The organism is Citrobacter europaeus (assembly GCF_037482245.1).
GTDB classification, from domain to species: Bacteria; Pseudomonadota; Gammaproteobacteria; order Enterobacterales; family Enterobacteriaceae; genus Citrobacter; species Citrobacter europaeus.
The window spans coordinates 144,780-165,949 of sequence record NZ_CP148084.1 but is presented as its reverse complement, the minus strand read 5'-3'; the positions used below and the strand labels follow the sequence as shown (position 1 = coordinate 165,949).

General features: G+C 52.7%; 17 protein-coding genes. 6 read left to right on the top strand and 11 right to left on the bottom strand.

The window, feature by feature from the left end:
• Nucleotides 1-2: 2 nt before the first annotated feature.
• A complete protein-coding gene (locus WHR59_RS00790; protein ID WP_338843524.1) occupies nt 3-818 on the bottom strand; it encodes a helix-turn-helix domain-containing protein in 816 nt (271 codons plus the stop codon).
• 252 nt (nt 819-1,070) lie between these two features.
• On the opposite strand from WHR59_RS00790, the gene WHR59_RS00785 reads away from it, so the two are divergent.
• Both WHR59_RS00785 and WHR59_RS00780 read left to right on the top strand, forming a co-directional pair.
• Nucleotides 1,071-2,471, top strand: coding sequence for an MFS transporter (locus tag WHR59_RS00785; RefSeq protein WP_181634214.1), 1,401 nt, complete (start codon nt 1,071-1,073; stop codon nt 2,469-2,471).
• 10 nt (nt 2,472-2,481) lie between these two features.
• Nucleotides 2,482-4,437, top strand: a complete 1,956-nt coding sequence (locus WHR59_RS00780; protein WP_181634213.1) for a glycoside hydrolase family 127 protein — start codon at nt 2,482-2,484, stop codon at nt 4,435-4,437.
• A gap of 91 nt (nt 4,438-4,528) precedes the next feature.
• Here WHR59_RS00780 and WHR59_RS00775 read toward each other — a convergent pair whose 3' ends face one another.
• The gene (locus tag WHR59_RS00775; protein ID WP_047407925.1) at nt 4,529-5,269 is read right to left on the bottom strand and encodes a MipA/OmpV family protein; all 741 of its coding nucleotides are present in this window, start codon (nt 5,267-5,269) and stop codon (nt 4,529-4,531) included.
• A 121-nt stretch (nt 5,270-5,390) separates the two neighbouring features.
• Here WHR59_RS00775 and WHR59_RS00770 point away from each other — a divergent pair, with 121 nt between their 5' ends.
• Complete coding sequence (locus tag WHR59_RS00770) at nt 5,391-6,344, top strand: LysR family transcriptional regulator (RefSeq protein ID WP_043018708.1); 954 nt, start codon at nt 5,391-5,393, stop codon at nt 6,342-6,344.
• Nucleotides 6,345-6,425: 81 nt separating this feature from the next.
• Here the strand turns inward: WHR59_RS00770 and WHR59_RS00765 are convergent, their stop codons facing one another.
• From WHR59_RS00765 to WHR59_RS00725, 9 genes are all read right to left on the bottom strand, one after another.
• The gene (locus WHR59_RS00765; RefSeq protein ID WP_047407922.1) at nt 6,426-7,562 is read right to left on the bottom strand and encodes an HlyD family secretion protein; all 1,137 of its coding nucleotides are present in this window, start codon (nt 7,560-7,562) and stop codon (nt 6,426-6,428) included.
• Between the two features lie 5 nt (nt 7,563-7,567).
• Nucleotides 7,568-7,891 (bottom strand): DUF3302 domain-containing protein, encoded by a 324-nt coding sequence (locus WHR59_RS00760; RefSeq protein ID WP_047407908.1) that lies wholly within the window; start codon nt 7,889-7,891, stop codon nt 7,568-7,570.
• Between the two features lie 254 nt (nt 7,892-8,145).
• Nucleotides 8,146-9,684, bottom strand: a complete 1,539-nt coding sequence (aldB, locus tag WHR59_RS00755) for an aldehyde dehydrogenase AldB (RefSeq protein ID WP_043018711.1) — start codon at nt 9,682-9,684, stop codon at nt 8,146-8,148.
• Between the two features lie 92 nt (nt 9,685-9,776).
• A complete protein-coding gene (yiaY, locus tag WHR59_RS00750; RefSeq protein WP_043018712.1) occupies nt 9,777-10,928 on the bottom strand; it encodes an L-threonine dehydrogenase in 1,152 nt (383 codons plus the stop codon).
• A gap of 189 nt (nt 10,929-11,117) precedes the next feature.
• On the bottom strand, nt 11,118-12,962 hold the full coding sequence (gene selB / locus WHR59_RS00745; protein ID WP_043018713.1) for a selenocysteine-specific translation elongation factor: 1,845 nt from the start codon (nt 12,960-12,962) through the stop codon (nt 11,118-11,120).
• Nucleotides 12,959-14,350, bottom strand: a complete 1,392-nt coding sequence (selA, locus tag WHR59_RS00740) for an L-seryl-tRNA(Sec) selenium transferase (protein ID WP_043018714.1) — start codon at nt 14,348-14,350, stop codon at nt 12,959-12,961. Before selA ends, selB begins: the two co-directional genes overlap by 4 nt.
• A 225-nt stretch (nt 14,351-14,575) precedes the next feature.
• Nucleotides 14,576-15,184: a glutathione S-transferase gene (locus WHR59_RS00735; protein WP_075145483.1), complete on the bottom strand. Its 609-nt coding sequence runs from the start codon at nt 15,182-15,184 to the stop codon at nt 14,576-14,578.
• Between the two features lie 70 nt (nt 15,185-15,254).
• A complete protein-coding gene (locus tag WHR59_RS00730; RefSeq protein WP_047407893.1) occupies nt 15,255-16,391 on the bottom strand; it encodes an HlyD family secretion protein in 1,137 nt (378 codons plus the stop codon).
• Between the two features lie 2 nt (nt 16,392-16,393).
• Entirely contained in the window at nt 16,394-16,756 is a 363-nt protein-coding gene (locus WHR59_RS00725) for a DUF3302 domain-containing protein (RefSeq protein WP_043018717.1), read from the bottom strand.
• 530 nt (nt 16,757-17,286) lie between these two features.
• On the opposite strand from WHR59_RS00725, the gene mtlA reads away from it, so the two are divergent.
• From mtlA to mtlR, 3 genes are all read left to right on the top strand, one after another.
• Nucleotides 17,287-19,203, top strand: coding sequence for a PTS mannitol transporter subunit IICBA (mtlA, locus tag WHR59_RS00720; protein ID WP_043018718.1), 1,917 nt, complete (start codon nt 17,287-17,289; stop codon nt 19,201-19,203).
• Nucleotides 19,204-19,423: 220 nt separating this feature from the next.
• Nucleotides 19,424-20,572 carry a mannitol-1-phosphate 5-dehydrogenase gene (gene mtlD / locus WHR59_RS00715; RefSeq protein WP_338843523.1) on the top strand — a complete coding sequence of 383 codons (1,149 nt, stop codon included), beginning with the start codon at nt 19,424-19,426 and terminating at the stop codon, nt 20,570-20,572.
• Nucleotides 20,569-21,159, top strand: coding sequence for a mannitol operon repressor MtlR (gene mtlR, locus WHR59_RS00710; RefSeq protein ID WP_005120486.1), 591 nt, complete (start codon nt 20,569-20,571; stop codon nt 21,157-21,159). The genes mtlD and mtlR overlap by 4 nt, the downstream gene beginning before the upstream one ends.
• Nucleotides 21,160-21,170 lie beyond the last annotated feature (11 nt).

The window sequence follows — 21,170 nt, the reverse complement described above, 5'->3', positions numbered from 1 at the left end:
GGTCAGGCGCTATTAATATGCTCTTTGCAATAGCGCCGTTTCCACGCCGCGGGCGTCAGGCTGGTATGCTTGCGAAAGATTTTGCGAAAATAACCCACCTCATTAAATCCACATTTCATCGCCACTTCGGTAAGCGATAGCGAATCACTGATCAACAGTTTTTCTGCCGCCCTTACCCGCTGGCGATGCAACGCTTCAGTGAGTGTCAGCCGGAAAGCGCTACGGAATACACGCCCCAGATAGTCCGCATTGCAATGCAGCTCTTTCGCCAGCGTTGAGGCACTAATCGGCAGGTGGAACTGAGTGTGAATTATCTGCTGCGCTTTCCACGCCAGCGCATTACCTGGACTGTCTGGTGGTTGCTCGCTGGCAGCCGCGGATATTTGCTGCAAAATCAGCAGCAGGATCAGTTCCAGCGCTATGCTGCGATGAATATTTTCCTGCTCGCGTAAGAACTGACGAAACAACGAGATAATATATTGTGGCTCGCTCACCCGGGTATGTTGAGGGATAGCAAGTAACGGTTCCGTTATTGATGCGTCGCTTTCTGCCGTCACCTCAAAATGCAGCCAGTAAAATTTCAAATTAGCCGGAAATTGCCCAACGCCAATATGCGAGCGCTGCGGCCACAGCAGCAAACTTTCTCCGGCATTCACGCAAAAAACGGTCTGGCCTTCGCGAATCGTTAATGTCCCTTTTTCGACAAAGATAATTTCCCAGGATTGCAATCGTCGCGCAGGATGACTGCCCACGCCCCGGGAAATAAATAATCCGCCATTTTGTACTTTAATCGGAAGAGACATGGATAATTCGAGCATATATATTCAAATTCCCGCTTTCAGCATTATTTAAATCGGTCTTTATTATTGATTATTCACGATAAACCCAGGTTTCACCGGATCGAAATCACATTTTCTAAATGAAGTCGGAATTGTTATCTTTTTATACTTTTCTCTTCCCTTGTTGCTCCAAACATTTCGTGCAGAATAAATAACGTACTTTGCAAATTACCCACAAATAACCCGCAGTGTAGCGGGAATTTTTCTGAACATTCTCTCCGGGAGTTATTTATGACTTCGGCTCCGATTACGACATCCGATTTGGCACAGCGTGCCCAGGACGACAAACTCTCTCTGCGTGAAAAAATAGGCTATGGGTTAGGCGATGCGGGCGGGACGGTCATTACCTGTCTGATCATGAACTTCCTGACATTTTTCTACACCGATGTCTTCGGGTTAACGCCCGCACTGGTTGGTACATTGTTTATTGCCCTGCGCGTATTTGACGCCATTTCCGACCCGATAATGGGCGTGCTGGCCGACCGTACCCAAAGCCGCTGGGGGCGCTTTCGCCCCTGGCAGCTTTGGGTTGCGGTTCCCATTGGCATTATTGGCGTACTCACGTTTACCGTCCCTGACGCCAGCATGAGCGTAAAAATTGCCTGGGCGTTCGGCACCTATCTGCTGCTCTCCGTCGGCTATACCGCCATCAACGTGCCGTACTGTGCGCTGATCAACACCATGACAACCCGCCACAATGAGGTGATCGCCTGCCAGTCCTGGCGCTTTGTGTTGTGCGGCGTGGCGGGATTCCTTGTCTCCGTCGGCCTGCCGTGGATGGTGGATGTTCTGGGTCAGGGCAACGCTGCGCAGGGTTATCAGTTCGGCGTAGGTGTCCTGTGCGCCATCGCGGTAGTGATGTTCCTGTGCTGCTTCTTCTGGGTGCGCGAGCGCGTGCCGCTGGCGATGATGGGGAAATTTACCCTGCGCGAACACATTGGCGGGCTGCGCAAAAATGATCAGCTATTACTGATGCTGGTAATGTCTTTCCTGCTGATTAACGTCTTTAATATTCGCGGCGGCGGGTACATGTACTTCATTACCTATGTGCTGGAGGGCAGCACCGCTTACACGTCGCTGTTTTTCACCATGGTCACCTTCGCGTCCATCATCGGTTCGGTGATCGTCAGCCCGCTGACCCGCCGCATGGATACCGTCAAACTCTATTACTACACCAACCTGGTGCTGACGGCGCTGGCGGTGCTGATGTGGTTCCTGCCAACCGGTCCGGCTTATCAGACGCTGTGGCTGGCGGTGATCCTCGGCAACGGTATTATTCTGGGCTTTACTCTGCCGCTGCATTTCTCGCTGATGGCCTTTGCCGACGACTACGGCGAGTGGAAAACCGGCGTGCGTTCTTCCGGCATGAATTTCGCCTTCAACCTGTTTTTCATCAAGCTGGCTTGGGCCTCAAGCGCGGGGATCATCAGCCTGTTGTTTATTTTTGTCGCCTATCAGCCAGGCGCTGGCAACCAAACCGCCAGTTCGCTGCAAGGGATTACCGCGATGGAAACGCTGCTGCCCGCGCTGTTCCACCTGCTGCTGGCGCTGTCTATCCGCCTTTGCAAACTCAATAACCCGATGATGTCGCGCATTGCCACCGATCTGCGTCAGCGTCATGTACAGCCTTAAGGAGCATGAAATGAACGTACTGGAAGTCGACCTGCATAAGCTCACGGTCAGCGATCCGTTCCTCGGACAATATCAGCAGTTGGTGCGTGATGTGGTGATCCCCTACCAGTGGGATGCGCTTAATGACCGCATTGCAGAGGCGGAACCAAGCCATGCGATAGAAAACTTCCGCATCGCCGCGGGACTGCAGGACGGCGAGTTTTACGGCATGGTTTTTCAGGATAGCGACGTGGCGAAATGGCTCGAGGCCGTCGCCTGGTCCCTGTGCCAGAAACCCGATGCGGAACTTGAGAAAACCGCTGATGAGGTCATTGAACTGGTGGCTGCGGCACAGTGTGCAGACGGCTATCTCAATACTTACTTCACGGTAAAAGCTCCGGATGAACGCTGGACCAACCTCGCCGAATGCCATGAACTGTACTGCGCCGGTCATTTAATTGAAGCGGGCGTCGCATTCTTCCAGGCGACGGGTAAGCGTCGTCTGTTAGAAGTGGTGTGCCGCCTGGCGGATCATATCGACAGCGTGTTTGGGCTTGGTGAAAATCAGTTACGCGGCTACCCCGGACACCCGGAAATCGAGCTGGCCTTAATGCGCTTATATGAAGTGACTCAGCAGCCACGCTATATGGCGCTGGTAAATTACTTTGTTGAACAACGCGGCGCTCAGCCCCATTTCTATGACGAAGAGTACGAAAAGCGGGGGCAAACCTCTTACTGGCACACTTACGGCCCGGCGTGGATGGTGAAAGATAAACCCTACAGCCAGGCACATCAGCCCATTTCAGAACAGCAAACGGCTATCGGTCACGCGGTGCGCTTTGTATATCTGATGACCGGCGTGGCGCACCTGGCACGTTTAAGCCAGGACGAAGGCAAGCGTCAGGATTGCCTGCGTCTGTGGAAAAATATGGCCCAGCGCCAGTTGTACATTACCGGCGGCATTGGCTCTCAAAGCAGTGGCGAGGCGTTTAGCAGCGATTACGATCTGCCCAACGACTCCGTGTACGCGGAAAGCTGCGCTTCAATCGGACTGATGATGTTCGCCCGCAGAATGCTGGAAATGGAGGCCGACAGCCAGTATGCCGACGTCATGGAGCGCGCCCTGTATAACACCGTTCTCGGCGGCATGGCGCTGGACGGTAAACACTTCTTCTACGTTAACCCACTGGAAGTACACCCTAAGTCATTAAAATTCAATCATATTTACGACCACGTGAAGCCCGTTCGCCAACGCTGGTTCGGCTGCGCCTGCTGTCCGCCCAATATCGCCCGCGTCTTAACCTCAATTGGCCATTACATCTACACGCCACGTCAGGACGCGCTGTATATCAATATGTATGTGGGCAATAGCATGGAAGTCCCCGTGGCAGATGGCGCGCTCAAACTGCGCATTAGCGGGGATTATCCATGGCATGAGCAGGTGAAAATCGCCATTGAATCACCGCAGTCGGTGTATCACACCCTGGCCTTGCGCTTGCCTGACTGGTGCTCCGCGCCGCAGGTTTTGCTGAATGGCCAACCGGTTGAGCAGGATATTCGCAAAGGCTATTTGCACATCAGCCGAACCTGGCAGGAGGGCGATACGCTCAGTCTGACTCTGCCAATGCCAGTGCGTCGGGTGTACGGAAACCCACTGGTGCGTCATGTTGCCGGTAAGGTCGCTATTCAACGTGGGCCATTGGTGTATTGCCTGGAGCAGGCCGACAACGGCGAAGAACTGCATAATCTGTGGCTGGCGAAAGAGAACGAATTCAGGGTGTTCGAGGGTAAGGGGCTGTTCAGCCATAAGATGTTAATTCAGGCTGAAGGCGTGAAGCAAAGCTGCGCCGACGCGACGCAGCAATCCTTGTGGCACTATGATGTTTCACCGGCTTCTCGCCAGGCGCACACGCTGACGTTTATTCCGTGGTTTAGCTGGGCGAACCGTGGTGAAGGCGAAATGCGAATCTGGGTAAACGAGCAGTAACGGTAAGCGTACCGGATGACGACGCTTCGCGTCTTATCCGGTCTGGCGACTGAAAAGATTGCCCTCCTCCCTGAGGACAAACGGGTGAGAATCAGAAACGCCAGGTCAGACCGGACATCAAGGTGAAGCTGTCATCGCGATCAACCATCGGGCTATTTTTAATGTCGTCCGGCAGCGCACTGTAGTTGGCGCTGGCCAGCAGCGTCAGGTTGCTGGTCAACGCGTATTTAGCGGACAGGCCAACATACGGTGTCCAGCTGTCCCCAGGAGAGTAGCTTGATAACCCACTACGGCGGGATTCATTGCCAGAGATGCCGTAGTAATATTCGTTGAAGTTTTCGTCATAGTAGAGCACGCCAATCGCCGGCGTCAGCGTTAGCTTGCCCATCGGCATTTGGCGGAACAGAGACATTTCCGCGACCCAGCCATTGCTGTTATCCAGCACATCCGCTGCGGCGGAGACTTTCACACTGCCCCATTTCTGATGGTGATACCACGCAGCGCCCGCCATGGCGGTCGCGTCACGCTTATCCAGCTTTTTCATCGCATGATCGTCGTTATCACCTGGATCAAACTCAAGCGGCATGTATGAGGCAGTAATGCTAAATTCATTACTTTCGTTTTTTGAAAGAATATAACCTAACGTTGTTTGCCTAAAATAAAAGGATTCACTTTCATAACTGACAAGCGGTACTGCGTGAACGTTATCATTATATCCACGATAAGGAGATTCATTATATACAGCGCCAGCACCAATAGAAAATTCTGCGGCAGTTGCACTCGCCATAAAAGAAAAGGCGAACAGCGCCACAATATTGCGTTTAATTAACATGCCAACATTCCATTTTAAAATAAGCTACAAAGCGCGTGCATAATAATGCTTACAATTTCATCGATGCAACATTCATATTTATATAGTAATATATACAAACATATATATATTGGGTTTGGCGATGAACAAATTACAACTCAAACACCGGGAACTGAAAATTATTTCGGTAATTGCTGCCAGTGAAAACATCAGTCATGCCGCTACGGTTCTCGGCATCGCACAGGCCAACGTCAGCAAGTATCTGGCTGATTTCGAATCAAAAGTTGGATTAAAGGTGTTTGACCGCACCACTCGGCAGCTAACTCTTACGCCGTTTGGTACGGCGCTGCTTCCTTACATCAATGATATGCTGGAAAGAAACGATCAGCTCAATAGTTTCATTGCTGATTATAAGCATGAAAAACGTGGGCGGGTAACGGTCTATGCACCAACGGGAATTATTGCTTACTTATCGCAACATGTTATTGCAAAAATTCAGAATATCGGCGGCATTAGCCTCTCACTTAAAACATGTAACCTTGAACGTAAAGCATTTTATGAAGGCGTCGACTTTCCTGATGATTGTGATGTTTTAATCACCTATGCACACCCTAAAGATGAATCACTGGTCGCCAGTTTTATTACCAAATATGCAGTGACGGCATTTGCCAGCCCTGAATACATCAAACAACATCCTATTAGTAGCCCTGATGAGCTGGAAGAACATTCCTGCATTCTGATTGATTCCATGATGATAGATGATGCCAATATCTGGCGCTTCACCTCCGCCGGCGGCAAGGAAATGCACGATTATCGGGTGACCGGAAATTATGTCTGCGACAATACACAGTCTGCGTTGGCGCTGGCACGTAACCATCTGGGCATTGTTTTTGCGCCGAATGCGAGTGTACAAAAAGATGTTCAATCCGGATTGCTGGTCCCATGTTTCTCAGAACAACATGAATGGTGGCTGGATTTAGTGGCGATTTTCCGCAAGCGTGAATACCAGCCATGGCGGGTACAGTTTATTCTTGATGAGATGTTGGCAGAGATCCGCCAGCAGCTTACTCAGTCGCTGGAGCAGCAGACTGAGTAAGCAAAATGAGGATACCAGACTCAACAGGCGTTATTGGCGCAGGTAGTTTGAACACTGCCCAGGTTCAAAAATAGCCTGCACCTAGTGGTCGAGATACAGGTAATGCACCCAGCTGGTCATCCGCAGCAAGACCTTACGCATGACCGACACATGCTCGAAGTGGTCAGAGTAAACGGCGACCTGGGCGTAAATCCCATCAGGTAATGCGCTCACATCCGCATTTTCATTTAGCTCAATTGTGGCGATCACCCCTTCCGAACCGGGCGTCGAGTTTAAGGATTGTAGCGCCCCGTTCGACTGGTATGTCCCCCCCGGTACGGCTGGGCTGATGGCAGCCAGTTTGCCGCTAAATACCTTACCCGGCAGGGCGTTAAAGACCACTTCCGCTTCATCGCCGGGCTCCAGTCGCAGCAGCGAGTTTTGACGGAACTGGGCGATAATTTGCCGTTTTTGATCCGGAATAAACACCATCACCGGGCGCATCGGCAGCGCGGCGGCGTAGGTTCCGGGGCGCATCAGCACCTGGGTTACGTAACCATCGCTGGGCGCGCGAACCACGGTCTGATCCAGATTGAATTCCGCTTCAGCTAACTGTGCTTTCAGGCTGGCAATTTGCGAATTCTCACCCTGCACCAGGCTGTCTAACTGACTCTGGATTTGCTGTTGTTCTGCAACGGAGGATTTCACCGCGGCTTCCTGCGCCAGATAGTTTTGCCGCGCCGCGTCGATATCGCGTTCAGAAAAAGGATTCACCTTCGCCTGACTCCCCTGCGCATAGCGCTGGTAATCTTTAGCCAGTTTGTCGCGCGTGGCCTTTGCCTGCTGCGTGTTGGCTTGCATTTCGTCTAACTGTGCCACCAGAGCCTGCTCTTTATGCTGTGCGGTGACAATATCAGCTTTCAGACGATCTACCCGCGCCTGATAACGTCCCGGATTAAGCTTAAAAAGAACCTCGCCTTTTTTGATCAGCGTATTCTTCTTATCCGTTACTTCCGTCACTACACCCGTTACCTGCGGCACTACGGGAATTGAAATTACCGCCTTTTGCGCCTTAAATGTATACGGATGGTTATAATTCATCAGTAATATCAGCCCGCAAACAATAAATATACCGCCTAAGGCTGCGGTGGGTACTGTCCATTTATTTACAGGAATTTTAAATATTTTAAATATTGACCATGCGCACGCCACATAGGTCAGAACAATCAGTAAATCCATCGATATTACTCCGCCGGAGAGGTCTTCGCCTCACCCAGTTTCTTTTCCAGATCGGCCACCCGTGCCTGAAGCTGGATCAGGGAAGGATCCGCGCTCTGCATGCCCCATCCGCGCTCGGGGCGATAAAGCGTTGCCCAGATCCACAAAAAGGGCCAAATAACATGTAAGGTAAACAAACTAACCCAGCCCGCGACGTGTATTGCGTCAGCATGTGGATGGTTACGTTTCTTTGCAATTAGATAGGGAATATCATGCAGAATAATAATCCCGTAAAAAATGACCAGGAATACAAAAATAAGCACTCCTAATGCAAAATAATCAAGGAACATATTTGCCTCAGGGATTTAAATTAAAAATTCGGCTGCTGTTTGATTTAAACAATAGAGTTGATAATAGTAGTGGAATGACCAGATTGGATGCAATGGTGTTATTTATATAACGATATATGGGTTTCTATATATACCCGTCGTCTATCGAGCTGCTTCTTTGTTGGCTGCGTTCGTTCACCCCAGCCACTTACCTGAGTAAGCATCCTGGGGATGCCCGGTACGCTAAACGCGTCCGGGCAGTAAGTGACGGGATATTAGAACAGCCCCAGCGGTTTATCTGAGTAACTCACCAGCAGGCATTTGGTTTGCTGATAATGCTCGAGCATCATCTTATGCGTCTCGCGCCCGATGCCCGACTGCTTGTAACCGCCGAACGCCGCATGCGCCGGGTAAGCATGGTAACAGTTGGTCCATACACGCCCCGCCTGAATACCGCGGCCCATCTTGTACGCCAGATTTCCGTTACGACTCCAGACGCCAGCACCGAGACCGTATTGGGTGTCATTGGCGATTTCCAGCGCCTCTTCCATGGTTTTGAAGGTCGTGACGGCCAGTACCGGTCCGAAGATCTCTTCCTGGAAAACCCGCATATTATTCTTACCAAACAAAATGGTCGGTTCGAGGTAGTAACCCTCTTTTAACTCGCCATCCAGCTGCTTACGCCGCCCGCCAGTGAGAATATCTGCCCCTTCTTTCTTACCAATATCGATGTAATTCAGGATGGTTTCCAGTTGACCATGCGACACCTGCGCGCCCATTTGCGTCACGCTGTCTAACGGGTTGCCGCTACGAATACTTTCCACCCGGCGAATCGCTCTTTCCATAAAACGTTCGTAAATGGATTCCTGCACCAGGGCACGGCTTGGACAGGTACACACTTCGCCCTGGTTGAAGGCAAACAACGCAAAGCCTTCCAGCGCTTTGTCAAAGAACGCATCTTCTTCATCCATCACGTCTGCAAAGAAGATATTGGGAGATTTCCCACCCAGCTCCAGCGTGACAGGGATAATATTCTGCGTGGCGTACTGCATGATCTGCTGCCCGACTTCCGTTGAGCCGGTAAACGCCACTTTCGCAATGCGTTTAGATGTCGCCAGATATTCACCGATTTCTCCACCCGCGCCGTTTACCACGTTCACTACGCCTGGTGGGAGAAGATCGCCGATGACTTCCATCAACAGCAGTACGGACAGCGGCGTCAGACGCGCAGGTTTAAGCACCACGCAGTTACCCGCCGCCAGCGCGGGCGCCATCTTCCAACTGGCCATCAGTAGCGGGAAGTTCCACGGGATAATTTGCCCTACCACACCAAGAGGTTCATGGAAGTGATACGCCACGGTCTCGCTATCAACCTCACTGATTCCCCCTTCCTGCGCACGAATACAGGAAGCGAAATAGCGGAAATGGTCAATCGCCAGCGGCACGTCTGCCGCGCTGGTTTCGCGGATAGGTTTACCGTTATCCCAGGTTTCTGCCGTCGCCAGCAGCTCGAGATTTTGCTCCATGCGATCGGCGATTTTGAACAGAATCGCCGCCCTGTCCTGCACGGATGTCTGCGCCCACTTGTCTTTTATCTTGTGCGCGGCATCCAGGGCAAGATCGATATCCTTTTTGCCGGAAGAGGCCACTTCGCACAGTAATTGCCCGGTTACCGGCGTCAGGTTTTGGTAATACTCGCCGTCCACCGGTGCGACCCAGTCACCACCGATAAAGTTATCGTATCGGGCTTTTAACTTCAGAGGGTAACCATATTCGCCGGGATAAATACGCGTTGAAGGGGGATTATTGGTCATGACCGTCTCCTTGCTGTAGGGGTACTACAAGGGTAGACGGGGCTGGCGAATTATTCGCCAGCCATTTCCTGCTTTACGACAGGTATCACGAATTACATGGCTGCGCGATAAATCGCCATAATTTCTTCATGAGTCGCCTGAATCGGGTTAGTGAAACCGCAGGCATCTTTCAGGGCATTGGTCGCCAGTACGGCAATATCTTCTTCCTTCACGTTCAGCTCACGCAGACCGGCAGGAATATTCACTTTCTGCGCCAGTTCGCGGATCGCCGCGATGCAAGCTTCCGCCCCTTGCTCCGCGCTCAAGCCAGCAACGTCCACGCCCATCGCCTTAGCGCAATCACTCAGACGAGCGGCAGCCACTTTACTATTGAAAACCTGCACATGCGGCAGCAAAACAGCGTTACATACACCGTGCGGCAGATCGTAGAAACCACCCAACTGGTGCGCCATGGCGTGCACGTAACCCAGAGAAGCGTTGTTAAAGGCCATGCCTGCGAGGAACTGCGCGTAGGCCATAGCCTCACGTGCCTGAGCATTGCTGCCGTCTTCAACAGCGACCGGCAGGTTTTCCGCAATCATGGTGACCGCTTTCAGCGCGCAAGCATCGGTAATTGGGGTTGCAGCAATAGAAACGTAGGCTTCGATAGCGTGGGTCAGCGCATCCATACCAGTGGCCGCCGTCAGAGACTTCGGCATACCGACCATCAGCGAGGAGTCATTAACGGACAGCAGCGGCGTAACATGCTTATCCACAATCGCCATTTTAATATGGCGTACTTCATCGGTAATAATGCAAAAACGCGTCATCTCCGACGCCGTGCCCGCGGTGGTGTTAATGGCGATCATCGGCAACTGAGGTTTTGCTGAGCGATCCACGCCTTCGTAATCGCGAATATCGCCGCCGTTAGCCGCCACCAGCGCAATACCTTTTGCACAATCGTGCGGAGAACCACCGCCGAGGGAAATAACGCTATCACATTGGTTTTCTTTCAACATTTGCAGGCCAGCAGCGACGTTACTGGTCGTGGGATTAGGATGTGTACCGTCGTAAATGACGCTGAAAATATCACGTTCCTGTAATGCCTTTTGAATCTCGCCAGCCATACCTAATTTCGTCAGCATGGCATCTGTGACAATCAGCGTACGGCGAAAACCATATTCCGCCATTGTATTCATCGCGTCTTTTAATGAATCAGCGCCAATTACATTCACGGAAGGAATAAAAAATGTTGAAGCAGCCATTGTACGTTCCTTATTTTATTCTGAAGAGCCAGGAAGCATACGTGTGAATTTTTCAACAAAATATGATCGTGGTGGTTATTTTAATAACACCATAAATAAAAAAGCACATTAGGCTTAGAATCTAATGTGCTTATTTCAATCAACATATATTTTGTATTAATTCATTTAAACCATGAATTAATTGTTTCATTATTTTTCCGGAAACAATAACGCATCGCGTAATAAATGATCATTTCCCCGGCGACGCGTAAAACCAATGCGGTCAAAATATTCCAGAATCTGAATAGCCAATTTGCGCCCAACGTTCAGCCTGTCGCGGAAATCAGCCGCACAGGTCGATCCCCGTTCCTGATCCAGCTCGCGGATCATATTGGCAAAGGCCACAATCCGATCGTTACGGTAATAGCGATCTTTAACGATCGCGGTAATAATGCCTTGCTGTGCCGCTTGTCGTAACGCCACGCGCATCATCTGCTCATCCGTACCCGTCTGTTTTGCCAGATCGCGTACCCACCACGGCTCATCGCCAAAAAGCGGTTCTGCTTTTAGCCAGATTGCCTGCTGCTCATCGCTGAAACCCGCCTTGTGATCCGGCAAATGCAGCCAGCCATGATGGCTATGGATGGCACCGCTCTCGCGCATCTTTTCAATCAGCAGCAAGACCAGCGCTTCGTCTTCCATCGGCAAAGCCATACGCCGCAGACGTTCGCGTCCAGGCCCTGGCTCATCACGGTGCTGTTCGTGGTAGGTCGCCAGCGTATCGAGGACTTTTCGCTGCCAGCGCGCCGCAACGGGAGCATTCAACAGGCTGTATCCCGCCTGAATAAAACCATGTTGCTCAATCAACGGACGCATCCCGTTGCCGTTGAGCTGGCGCGCCCAGGCGAAATCAGGAATATTCACCGCCCCACGCGTCAGATGCAGCGCCAGGGCGTCGCCGTCACTCTGCGCCTTTTCCAGCGCCGACAGCCACTGCAGATATTCCGGCTTACGTTTCCCGCGACGCGGCGGATTGAGCGTTACCACGCGCGCACCTGCTAGCGTCGTGCGGGCAGAAATATCGCGCAGCACCAGACGGTCGTTATCAGCAAGCCAGAGCGGTGTATCAAACACCAGTTCCGCCAGCGTTCCTTCAAGCAGCGAGATTCGCCCGGTTACATGACTGGCCGCGTGGTGAATATGCAGCGGTTGCCACTGCATCAGCGGCGCGGCATGTTCTAAAGAAACAATTACGCGGGTAAAAGCCTCCGGCGGCGCATCGGAAAGTAGCCAGTCGCCGCGGTTAAGTTCTTCTTTTTGCGCATCGCCGGCAATATTCAGCGCGATACGTTGCCCCGCCTGCGCGCGTTCGGTGGCCTGATTTTGCGCATGCAGGCTACGTACGCGCATCGGTTTGTTGACGCCCGTGAGCCACAGCGTGTCACCGATATTCACTTCACCGCTAAGCGCCGTCCCGGTCACCACCAGCCCCGCGCCTTTGACCGTAAAGGCACGGTCAATCGCCAGGCGAAAGCTGCGATCGCAGGCATGCTCGCGCGACGTTAATTGCAGCAAATGCTCGCGCAGTTCTTCAATCCCACGACCTTCACTGGCGGCCGTCACGAACAGAACCGCACCGGCGAAACCATAATTCTCAAGCGTGGTGTGCACCTCGGCACGTACCGCGTTGATGCGATCCTCATCCACGCGGTCGGCTTTCGTGAGCGCCACGGTGATCTGCGGATTACCCGTCAGTTGCAAAATTTGCAAATGCTCACGCGTTTGCGCCATCACGCCATCATCACACGCCACCACCAGCAGCGCGTGGTCAATCCCGCCGACACCTGCCAGCATGTTGGACAAAAACTTTTCGTGTCCCGGAACATCGATAAATCCCAGTATCCGTCCGTCCGGCTGCGGCCAGTAGGCATAGCCGAGATCGATGGTCATGCCGCGCTTTTTTTCTTCCGGCAGACGGTCGGCATTCACGCCGGTAATCGCCTGTAATAACGTTGTTTTTCCGTGGTCAACGTGTCCGGCGGTTGCAATAATCATTTCAGCATCATCTCCATAAACCGGGTCTCGTCTTCAAGGCAGCGCAGATCCAGCCACATGCGACCATCATAAATTCGCCCAATGATCGGCACGGGCAACGTACGCCAGCGAGCGGCCAGCGCTTCAAGGCGGCTACCGCGCCCGTCGTGGGGGGTAAAGGTTAATGCCGCGCTGGGCAGCCTATCAACAGGTAGCGAGCCGCTGCCAATCTGCGACAGGCAAGGCATCACATTCAGGGCGAATTCGTCGCCGTAATGCTCAGCAAGCCGTGCCTGTAATTGTTGGGCCTGCGCGTGGACAGCCTCTTGCGAACGGGTGAGCTGGCGTAGCGTCGGCAGCTTCGTCGCCAGTGCTTCCGGGTGCAGATAAAGCCGCAGCGTCGCTTCCAGCGCAGCCAGCGTCATTTTGTCTGCCCGTAACGCACGTTTCAGCGGATGGCTCTGTAAGCGAGCGATCATCTCTTTTTTACCGACGATGATCCCGGCCTGCGGCCCGCCCAGTAATTTATCGCCAGAAAAGCTCACCAGACTGACGCCAGCGGCAATCAGTTGCTGCGGCATCGGCTCCTGCGGCAGTCCATACTGGCCGAGATCGACCAGCGAGCCGCTGCCGAGATCCGCCACCACCGGTACATCCAGCTCCTTACCAATAGCGGCCAGCTCAGCCTCACCCACCGACTTCGTAAAGCCTTCAATGCTGTAATTACTGGTATGCACCTTCATCAGCAGCCCGGTGTTTTCATTCACCGCCTGACGGTAATCTTTCGCATGGGTCCGGTTGGTGGTACCCACTTCGCGCAGCATACATCCGGCCTGGCACATAACGTCCGGAATACGAAACGCGCCGCCAATTTCTACCAGTTCGCCGCGTGAAACGACCACCTCTTTGCCGTTAGCCGTGGCGGCCAACATCAGTAAAACCGCTGCTGCATTGTTATTAACGATACAGGCGTCTTCCGCCCCCGTCAGACGGCAGAGTAAATCCGCCAGGGCCCGATCCCGATGTCCACGCCCGGCATCATCCAGGCTGTATTCCAGCGTCACCGGCGTGCGCATCGCCTGCACCACCGCCTCGATCGCTTCTTCTGCCTGCGACGCGCGACCAAGGTTGGTGTGCAGCACCGTGCCGGTCAGGTTAATCACCGGACGCAGCGCGCTTTGCGATTCTCGTTCCAGCCGGGCGCTGGCTTCTTGCGCCCAGTCCTCACACCATGCCGGGAGCGCGTGCGTGTCGCGGATGGCTTCTCTGGCTTCGTCGAGCATATGACGCAGCAGGTCAACCACTCGGGTATGACCGTGAGACTCACGTAAGGCTGGGAAGGCGCTATCGCGCAATAAACGATCGATAGCGGGAAGCTGGCTGTAGAGTGAACGCATGTCGGTTGTCATGAAAGGGCCTGGCTGTTGGTGGCCCTCTCCACCGTGGAGAGGGATATCGATATAGGAAGGATTGTACCGTGACTTTGCTCAGGCGGACATACATACACAATATCATTCAAGATGCATCGAGGCGGCAAGAGAATGAGTCCCCAGGTGCGTACGAATAGTACGTAACTGGGGCGAAGAAACGCTGCCAACAAAGAGGCAGCTTGAAGGATGAAGTGTAAATGTGCATCAAGCCTTTGGCGGTTCTGTACGGGCAAAACTTTCGCGTTGAAAGAGCGTTTCCACCAGTTTGACCAGGCGCGGGCGATCAACACACCAGCCGGGCGCGACCCGACGGAAATTGAGATAACCGACGGCACAAGCAATCGCAATGGTTGCCAGGTTAACCGTATCCGTTTTCAGCGTACCGTCCGCCAGATAGCCCTCCAGCATATCCAGACTACGGGTAATCTTTTCCCGCTGGCGTAACAGTTCCGTTTCTGACTGCTGCGCGGCGGGGCGAGCCTGCTCACGCACCGAGACTAAACCCGCATCCATAATGCCGTCTGCCAGCGCTTCCAACTGGCGTACCTTCAGCGCCGCCAGCGGTTCACGCGGCAGCATAGCTGGCGCAATATCCAGCAGCTCGATATATTCCGCAATGATCGGGGAGTCAAACCAGTACTCGCCCTCATCGGTGACCAGCGCGGGCACTTTTCCTAGCGGGTTATAGCGCGCCACGCCGCTATCCGCGTTATAGGGAAGTTCATTCACAAATTCGAAGGTGATGCCCTTTTCCAGTAACAGAATAGAAATTTTACGCACAAAAGGGCTGGTATAGCTGCCGATGAGTTTCATGCCGGGTCCTTTTTGCCAACAAAAATATCAGTATGGCTCAGGTCGCCGTAAATGGCAGGTGATGACGATCTCAATGATCCAAATAAAGGTAATGCATCCAACTGGTCATGCGCAGCAACACTTTACGCATCACCGACACGTGGGCGAAATGGTCAGAATAGACCGCCACCTGGGCATAGATACCGTCCGGCAACGCATCCACATCGGCATTAGGATCCAGTTCAATCGTGGCCAGCACCCCATCGGTACCCGGCACCACCGTTAAGGATTGTAATGCCCCCTGGGCCTGATAAGAACCGCCCGGCACAACCGGCAGAATGGAGGTCAACTTAGCGGAGAAAACCTGACCTGGTAGCGCATTAAACACCACTTCCGCTTCATCGCCCGGTTTCAGGCGCAACAGCGAGTTCTGGCGGAATTGCGCCACGATTTGTCGTTTCTGTTCCGGAATAAACACCATCACCGGGCGCAGAGGCAGCGCGGCAGCGTAGGTCCCGGGACGAATAAGCACCTGCGTAACATAGCCGTTGCTGGGGGCACGGACGATAGTCTGCTCAAGATTGTATTTGGCTTCAGCGAGCTGAGCGCGCAGAGACGCAACCTGAGATTGCTCCCCGTTGACCATACTGTCTAACTGGCTTTGAATCTGTGTCTGTTCCGCAACCGATCCTTTGACCAGCGCATCCTGGGCCAGATAGTTTTGCCGGGCGTTGTCGATATCGCTTTCAGAGAATGGGTTTACCCTCGCCTGGCTGCCCTTCAAATAGCGTTGATAATCCTTATACAGGCGGTCACGTTCCGCAGACACGCGGGTGGTATTAGCGACCGCTTCCGACAGCTGTGCTTTCAGATTGTCGATATTATGCGTCGCGGTCACCAGGTCTGCCTGGAGTCTGTCAACCCGCGCCTGATAACGCACAGGATCGAGTTTAAATAACACCTCGCCTTTTTTAATCAGCTGATTATTTTTATCTGTCACCTCACTAACAATTCCCGTGACCTGCGGGGTAACAGGAATTGAAATAACCGCTTTTTGCGCCGTAAAGGTATACGGGTGGTTATAGTTCATTAATAAAATAAGTCCCGCCACAATAAACACGCCGCCTAATGCAGCGGTTGCAAGCGTCCATTGGTTGACCGGAATACGAAATATTTTAAAGATGGCCCAGGCGAATGCCACGTAGGTCAGGACAATCAACAGATCCATGATTAAATCTCCGGAAAGGTGGAGTTATCGGTTTTATTCTCCCCATCCAGTCTTTTTTCCAACTGGCTGATGCGCGCTGCCAGCGCAGCAATCTCGGGGTCTGGATCCTTTCCGGTCGACGTGATGTGTGACTGCATGCCCCAGCCACGCTCAGGCTGGTAGAGCGTCGCCCAAATCCACAGGAATGGCCAAATAACATGCAATGTAAAAAGACTCACCCATCCCGCCGTGTGGATGGCATCGGCATGAGGATGGTTGCGCTTCTTAGCCATGTTATATGGGATATCATGGATGGCGATGATTCCATAAAACAGCACCAGAAATACGAAGATCAGCACGCCCAACGCGAAATAATTAAGAAACATACCTGCCTCGAATTCACGCTAATTAGAGTTTTTTTATGCCGGCAGCCGTATGCACCCAGGCTGATGTTTTGAACATAACTGCAGTTTGGGGTTTTCGCCATACCACAAAAAAAATATTTTTTCTGGTGAGAAGTTGCTTTCTTTTGCAATAAAAATGTCGGGGGTAGAACCTGCTGTAGATCACATCCGGGCAAATGCAGATAAAAATACTTTGCGATCTACATCACAAAGATTCAACAAACAGCAAAAGCAAAAATGTGAATCAGTTCACATTTACCCCTCGTTTTTGGCGAATTTTGATCCAGCGATGTTTTTTTGTACCGGTATTTTGTGATTAAGATCACATTAACTAGCGCCCCACACCCTATATTTACGTGACGGAAGTCACACAAAAAGGCATCGACTGGACAGTTGAACGATTCAGTGCCAGATTTCGCAGTATCTACAGGGTCCGGCTACCTCCTGCCGCTACATTAACAAACCTCGGGCTTTCAGCCTGCGCGATAGCAAACATAAGAAGGGGTGTTTTTATGTCATCCGATATTAAGATCAAGGTGCAAAGCTTTGGTCGATTCCTCAGCAACATGGTGATGCCAAATATCGGCGCGTTTATCGCGTGGGGTATTATCACCGCATTATTCATTCCGACAGGGTGGTTGCCGAACGAAACGCTGGCGAAGCTTGTCGGCCCAATGATCACCTATCTGCTGCCGCTACTGATCGGTTATACCGGTGGTAAGCTGGTTGGCGGCGAGCGTGGCGGCGTGGTTGGTGCTATCACCACCATGGGCGTTATCGTCGGTGCTGATATGCCAATGTTCCTCGGCGCGATGATCGCAGGTCCGCTGGGCGGCTGGGCTATCAAACATTTCGACAACTGGGTAGACGGTAAGATCAAGTCCGGTTTTGAGATGCTGGTGAATAACTTCTCCGCAGGCATCATCGGGATGATCCTCGCCATTCTGGCATTCCTTGGCATTGGCCCATTGGTTGAAGCACTGTCCAAAATCCTGGCGGCAGGCGTTAACTTCATGGTTGTCCATGACATGCTGCCGCTGGCGTCTATCTTCGTTGAACCGGCGAAAATCCTGTTCCTCAATAACGCCATCAACCACGGTATTTTCTCACCGCTGGGTATTCAGCAATCCCATGAGATGGGCAAATCCATCTTCTTCCTGATTGAAGCTAACCCGGGTCCGGGTATGGGCGTCCTGCTGGCATACATGTTCTTCGGTCGCGGCAGCGCTAAGCAGTCTGCGGGCGGCGCGGCAATCATTCACTTCCTGGGTGGTATCCACGAAATTTACTTCCCGTACGTGCTGATGAACCCACGTCTGATCCTGGCCGTTATCCTCGGCGGTATGACTGGCGTATTTACCCTGACTATCCTGAACGGCGGTCTGGTTTCTCCGGCCTCTCCGGGTTCTATCCTGGCCGTGCTGGCAATGACGCCGAAGGGGGCTTACTTCGCTAACATCGCCGCTATCTGTGCAGCAATGGCGGTCTCCTTTGTAGTCTCAGCCATTCTGCTGAAAACCAGCAAAGTGAAAGAAGATGATGACATTGATGCTGCCACACGTCGTATGCACGACATGAAAGCGGAATCTAAAGGCGCATCTCCGCTGGCGGCTGGCGACGTGACTAACGACCTGAGCCATGTGCGTAAAATCATCGTTGCCTGCGATGCCGGTATGGGTTCCAGTGCCATGGGTGCGGGCGTACTGCGTAAGAAAGTGCAGGATGCCGGTCTGTCTCAGATTTCTGTCACCAACAGCGCGATTAACAATCTGCCGCCGGATGTGGATCTGGTCATTACCCACCGTGACCTGACCGAACGTGCGATGCGCCAGGTGCCTCAGGCACAGCACATTTCGCTGACCAACTTCCTCGACAGCGGTCTGTACTCCAGCCTGACCGAACGTCTGGTTGCGGCACAGCGCCACAACGTGAATGAAGTGAAAGTCCGCGATCACCTGAAAGACAGCTTTGAAGAGGGTGATACCCACCTGTTCAAGCTGGGTGCGGAGAATATCTTCCTTGGCCGTAAAGCCACTAACAAAGAGGAAGCGATTCGCTTTGCCGGTGAGCAACTGGTGAAAGGTGGTTACGTTGAGCCAGAATACGTTGAGGCGATGCTGGACCGCGAAAAACTGACCCCGACTTACCTCGGCGAGTCCATCGCAGTACCGCACGGTACGGTTGAAGCCAAAGACCGCGTGCTGAAAACCGGTGTGGTGTTCTGCCAATACCCGGAAGGCGTTCGCTTCGGTGAAGAAGAAGACGATATTGCCCGCCTGGTTATTGGTATCGCAGCACGTAACAACGAGCACATCCAGGTGATTACCAGCCTGACCAACGCTCTGGATGATGAATCTGTGATCGAACGTCTGGCCCATACCACCAGCGTGGATGAAGTTCTGGAACTGCTGGCGGGTAAAAAAGCTTAACGCTTAAGTATCTCCAAAATAGTTCGAGCTGCAGGAAGGCGGCAACGCAGTGAATCCCCAGGAGCGTACATAAGTACGTGACTGGGGTGAGCGAGGAGAGCCAACGCATCTGCAGTTCGAAATATGAAGGCGATATCCTCTCCCTTGTGGAGAGGGTTAGGTTGAGGGAAAAGCCTCACCCCAGCCCTCTTGGGTAAAAACATTAATGAAGGTTAATACTATGAAAGCATTACATTTTGGCGCAGGTAATATCGGTCGTGGCTTTATCGGCAAATTGCTGGCGGACGCGGGGATACAGCTGACGTTCGCGGATGTAAACCAGGTCGTGCTCGATGCCCTGAATGCCCGTCATAGCTATCAGGTTCATGTGGTGGGTGAAAACGAGCAAGTTGATACCGTCTCCGGCGTCAACGCCGTGAGCAGCATCGGCGATGATGTCGTCGACCTGATTGCCCATGTAGATTTAGTCACTACCGCCGTCGGTCCGGTCGTGCTTGAGCGCATCGCTCCGGCCATCGCCAAAGGGCTGGTTAAACGCAAGGCACAGGGCATAGCTACTCCGCTAAATATCATCGCCTGTGAAAACATGGTGCGCGGAACGACCCAGTTGAAAGGCCATGTAATGAACGCGCTGGCAGATGAAGACAAAGCCTGGGTTGAAGAACATGTTGGCTTCGTCGATTCCGCCGTGGACCGTATTGTTCCTCCTTCAGCCTCTGCGACCAATGACCCGCTGGAAGTTACCGTTGAAACCTTCAGTGAGTGGATTGTCGACAAAACGCAGTTTAAAGGCGGATTGCCGAACATCCCGGGAATGGAATTAACTGATAACCTGATGGCATTTGTCGAACGTAAACTCTTCACGCTGAACACCGGGCATGCTATAACCGCGTACCTCGGAAAATTGACCGGTCATCAGACCATCCGTGACGCGATTCTCGACGAGAAAATCCGCGCAGTGGTAAAAGGTGCGATGGAAGAGAGCGGCGCGGTACTGATCAAACGCTATGGCTTTGATGCAGCAAAACATGCGGCATACATTCAGAAAATCCTCGGTCGCTTTGAAAACCCGTATCTGAAAGATGACGTTGAGCGCGTGGGTCGTCAGCCGCTGCGTAAGCTGAGCGCGGGCGATCGTCTGATTAAACCGCTGCTGGGCACGCTGGAGTATGCTCTACCGCACGCCAATCTGGTCACCGGTATTGCTGCTGCAATGCACTATCGCAGTGAGGAAGATCCGCAGGCACAGGAACTGGCCGCGCTGATTGACGAAAAAGGTCCACAGGCCGCGCTGGCGCAGATCTCCGGCCTGGATGCCAACAGTGATGTGGTGGCGGAGGCGGTTAACGCATATAACGCGACCAAATGATAGAGAATGTGGCGCAGGTCAGCCTGCGCCCAAATGACAGATTGTCAGATATGCAGGCAATAATGGAACAAACGCAGGCCTTTGAAAATCGTGTGCTTGAGCGTCTGAATGCTGGCAAAACCGTACGCAGCTTCCTCATCACCGCCGTAGAACTGCTCACCGAGGCGGTGAATATTCTTGTGCTTCAGGTATTTCGCAAAGACGACTATGCGGTGAAATATGCTGTAGAACCGCTGCTTGACGGCGACGGTCCGCTGGGCGATCTTTCCGTTCGCCTGAAGCTCATCTACGGTCTGGGCGTACTCAGCCGGCCGGAGTATGAAGACGCGGAGCTTCTGATGGCGCTGCGGGAAGAGTTAAACCATGACGGCAATGAATATGCGTTCACCGACGACGAAATTCTTGGTCCGTTTGGCGAACTCCACTGCGTGACGGCACTCCCGCCGCCACCGCAGTTTGATACCTCAGACTCAGGTCTGCACGCGATGCAGATCCAGCGCTACCAGCAGATGGTGCGCTCCACGATGGTACTTTCCCTGACCGAGCTGATTTCTAAAATCAGCTTAAAAAAAGCCTTTCAAAAATAAGACCCTGCAGG

Bases quoted from the DNA above. Each gene is read 5' to 3' on its own strand.
- WHR59_RS00775 (WP_047407925.1), bottom strand. From the start codon at position 5,269: ATGTTAATTAAACGCAATATTGTGGCGCTGTTCGCCTTTTCTTTTATG.
- WHR59_RS00760 (WP_047407908.1), bottom strand. From the start codon at position 7,891: ATGTTCCTTGATTATTTTGCATTAGGAGTGCTTATTTTTGTATTCCTG.
- WHR59_RS00785 (WP_181634214.1), top strand. From the start codon at position 1,071: ATGACTTCGGCTCCGATTACGACATCCGATTTGGCACAGCGTGCCCAG.
- WHR59_RS00765 (WP_047407922.1), bottom strand. From the start codon at position 7,562: ATGGATTTACTGATTGTTCTGACCTATGTGGCGTGCGCATGGTCAATA.
- WHR59_RS00735 (WP_075145483.1), bottom strand. From the start codon at position 15,184: ATGAAACTCATCGGCAGCTATACCAGCCCTTTTGTGCGTAAAATTTCT.
- mtlA (WP_043018718.1), top strand. From the start codon at position 17,287: ATGTCATCCGATATTAAGATCAAGGTGCAAAGCTTTGGTCGATTCCTC.
- selB (WP_043018713.1), bottom strand. From the start codon at position 12,962: ATGATTATTGCAACCGCCGGACACGTTGACCACGGAAAAACAACGTTA.
- selA (WP_043018714.1), bottom strand. From the start codon at position 14,350: ATGACAACCGACATGCGTTCACTCTACAGCCAGCTTCCCGCTATCGAT.
- WHR59_RS00780 (WP_181634213.1), top strand. From the start codon at position 2,482: ATGAACGTACTGGAAGTCGACCTGCATAAGCTCACGGTCAGCGATCCG.
- WHR59_RS00730 (WP_047407893.1), bottom strand. From the start codon at position 16,391: ATGGATCTGTTGATTGTCCTGACCTACGTGGCATTCGCCTGGGCCATC.
- yiaY (WP_043018712.1), bottom strand. From the start codon at position 10,928: ATGGCTGCTTCAACATTTTTTATTCCTTCCGTGAATGTAATTGGCGCT.
- WHR59_RS00770 (WP_043018708.1), top strand. From the start codon at position 5,391: ATGAACAAATTACAACTCAAACACCGGGAACTGAAAATTATTTCGGTA.
- aldB (WP_043018711.1), bottom strand. From the start codon at position 9,684: ATGACCAATAATCCCCCTTCAACGCGTATTTATCCCGGCGAATATGGT.
- mtlR (WP_005120486.1), top strand. From the start codon at position 20,569: ATGATAGAGAATGTGGCGCAGGTCAGCCTGCGCCCAAATGACAGATTG.
- WHR59_RS00790 (WP_338843524.1), bottom strand. From the start codon at position 818: ATGCTCGAATTATCCATGTCTCTTCCGATTAAAGTACAAAATGGCGGA.
- mtlD (WP_338843523.1), top strand. From the start codon at position 19,424: ATGAAAGCATTACATTTTGGCGCAGGTAATATCGGTCGTGGCTTTATC.
- WHR59_RS00725 (WP_043018717.1), bottom strand. From the start codon at position 16,756: ATGTTTCTTAATTATTTCGCGTTGGGCGTGCTGATCTTCGTATTTCTG.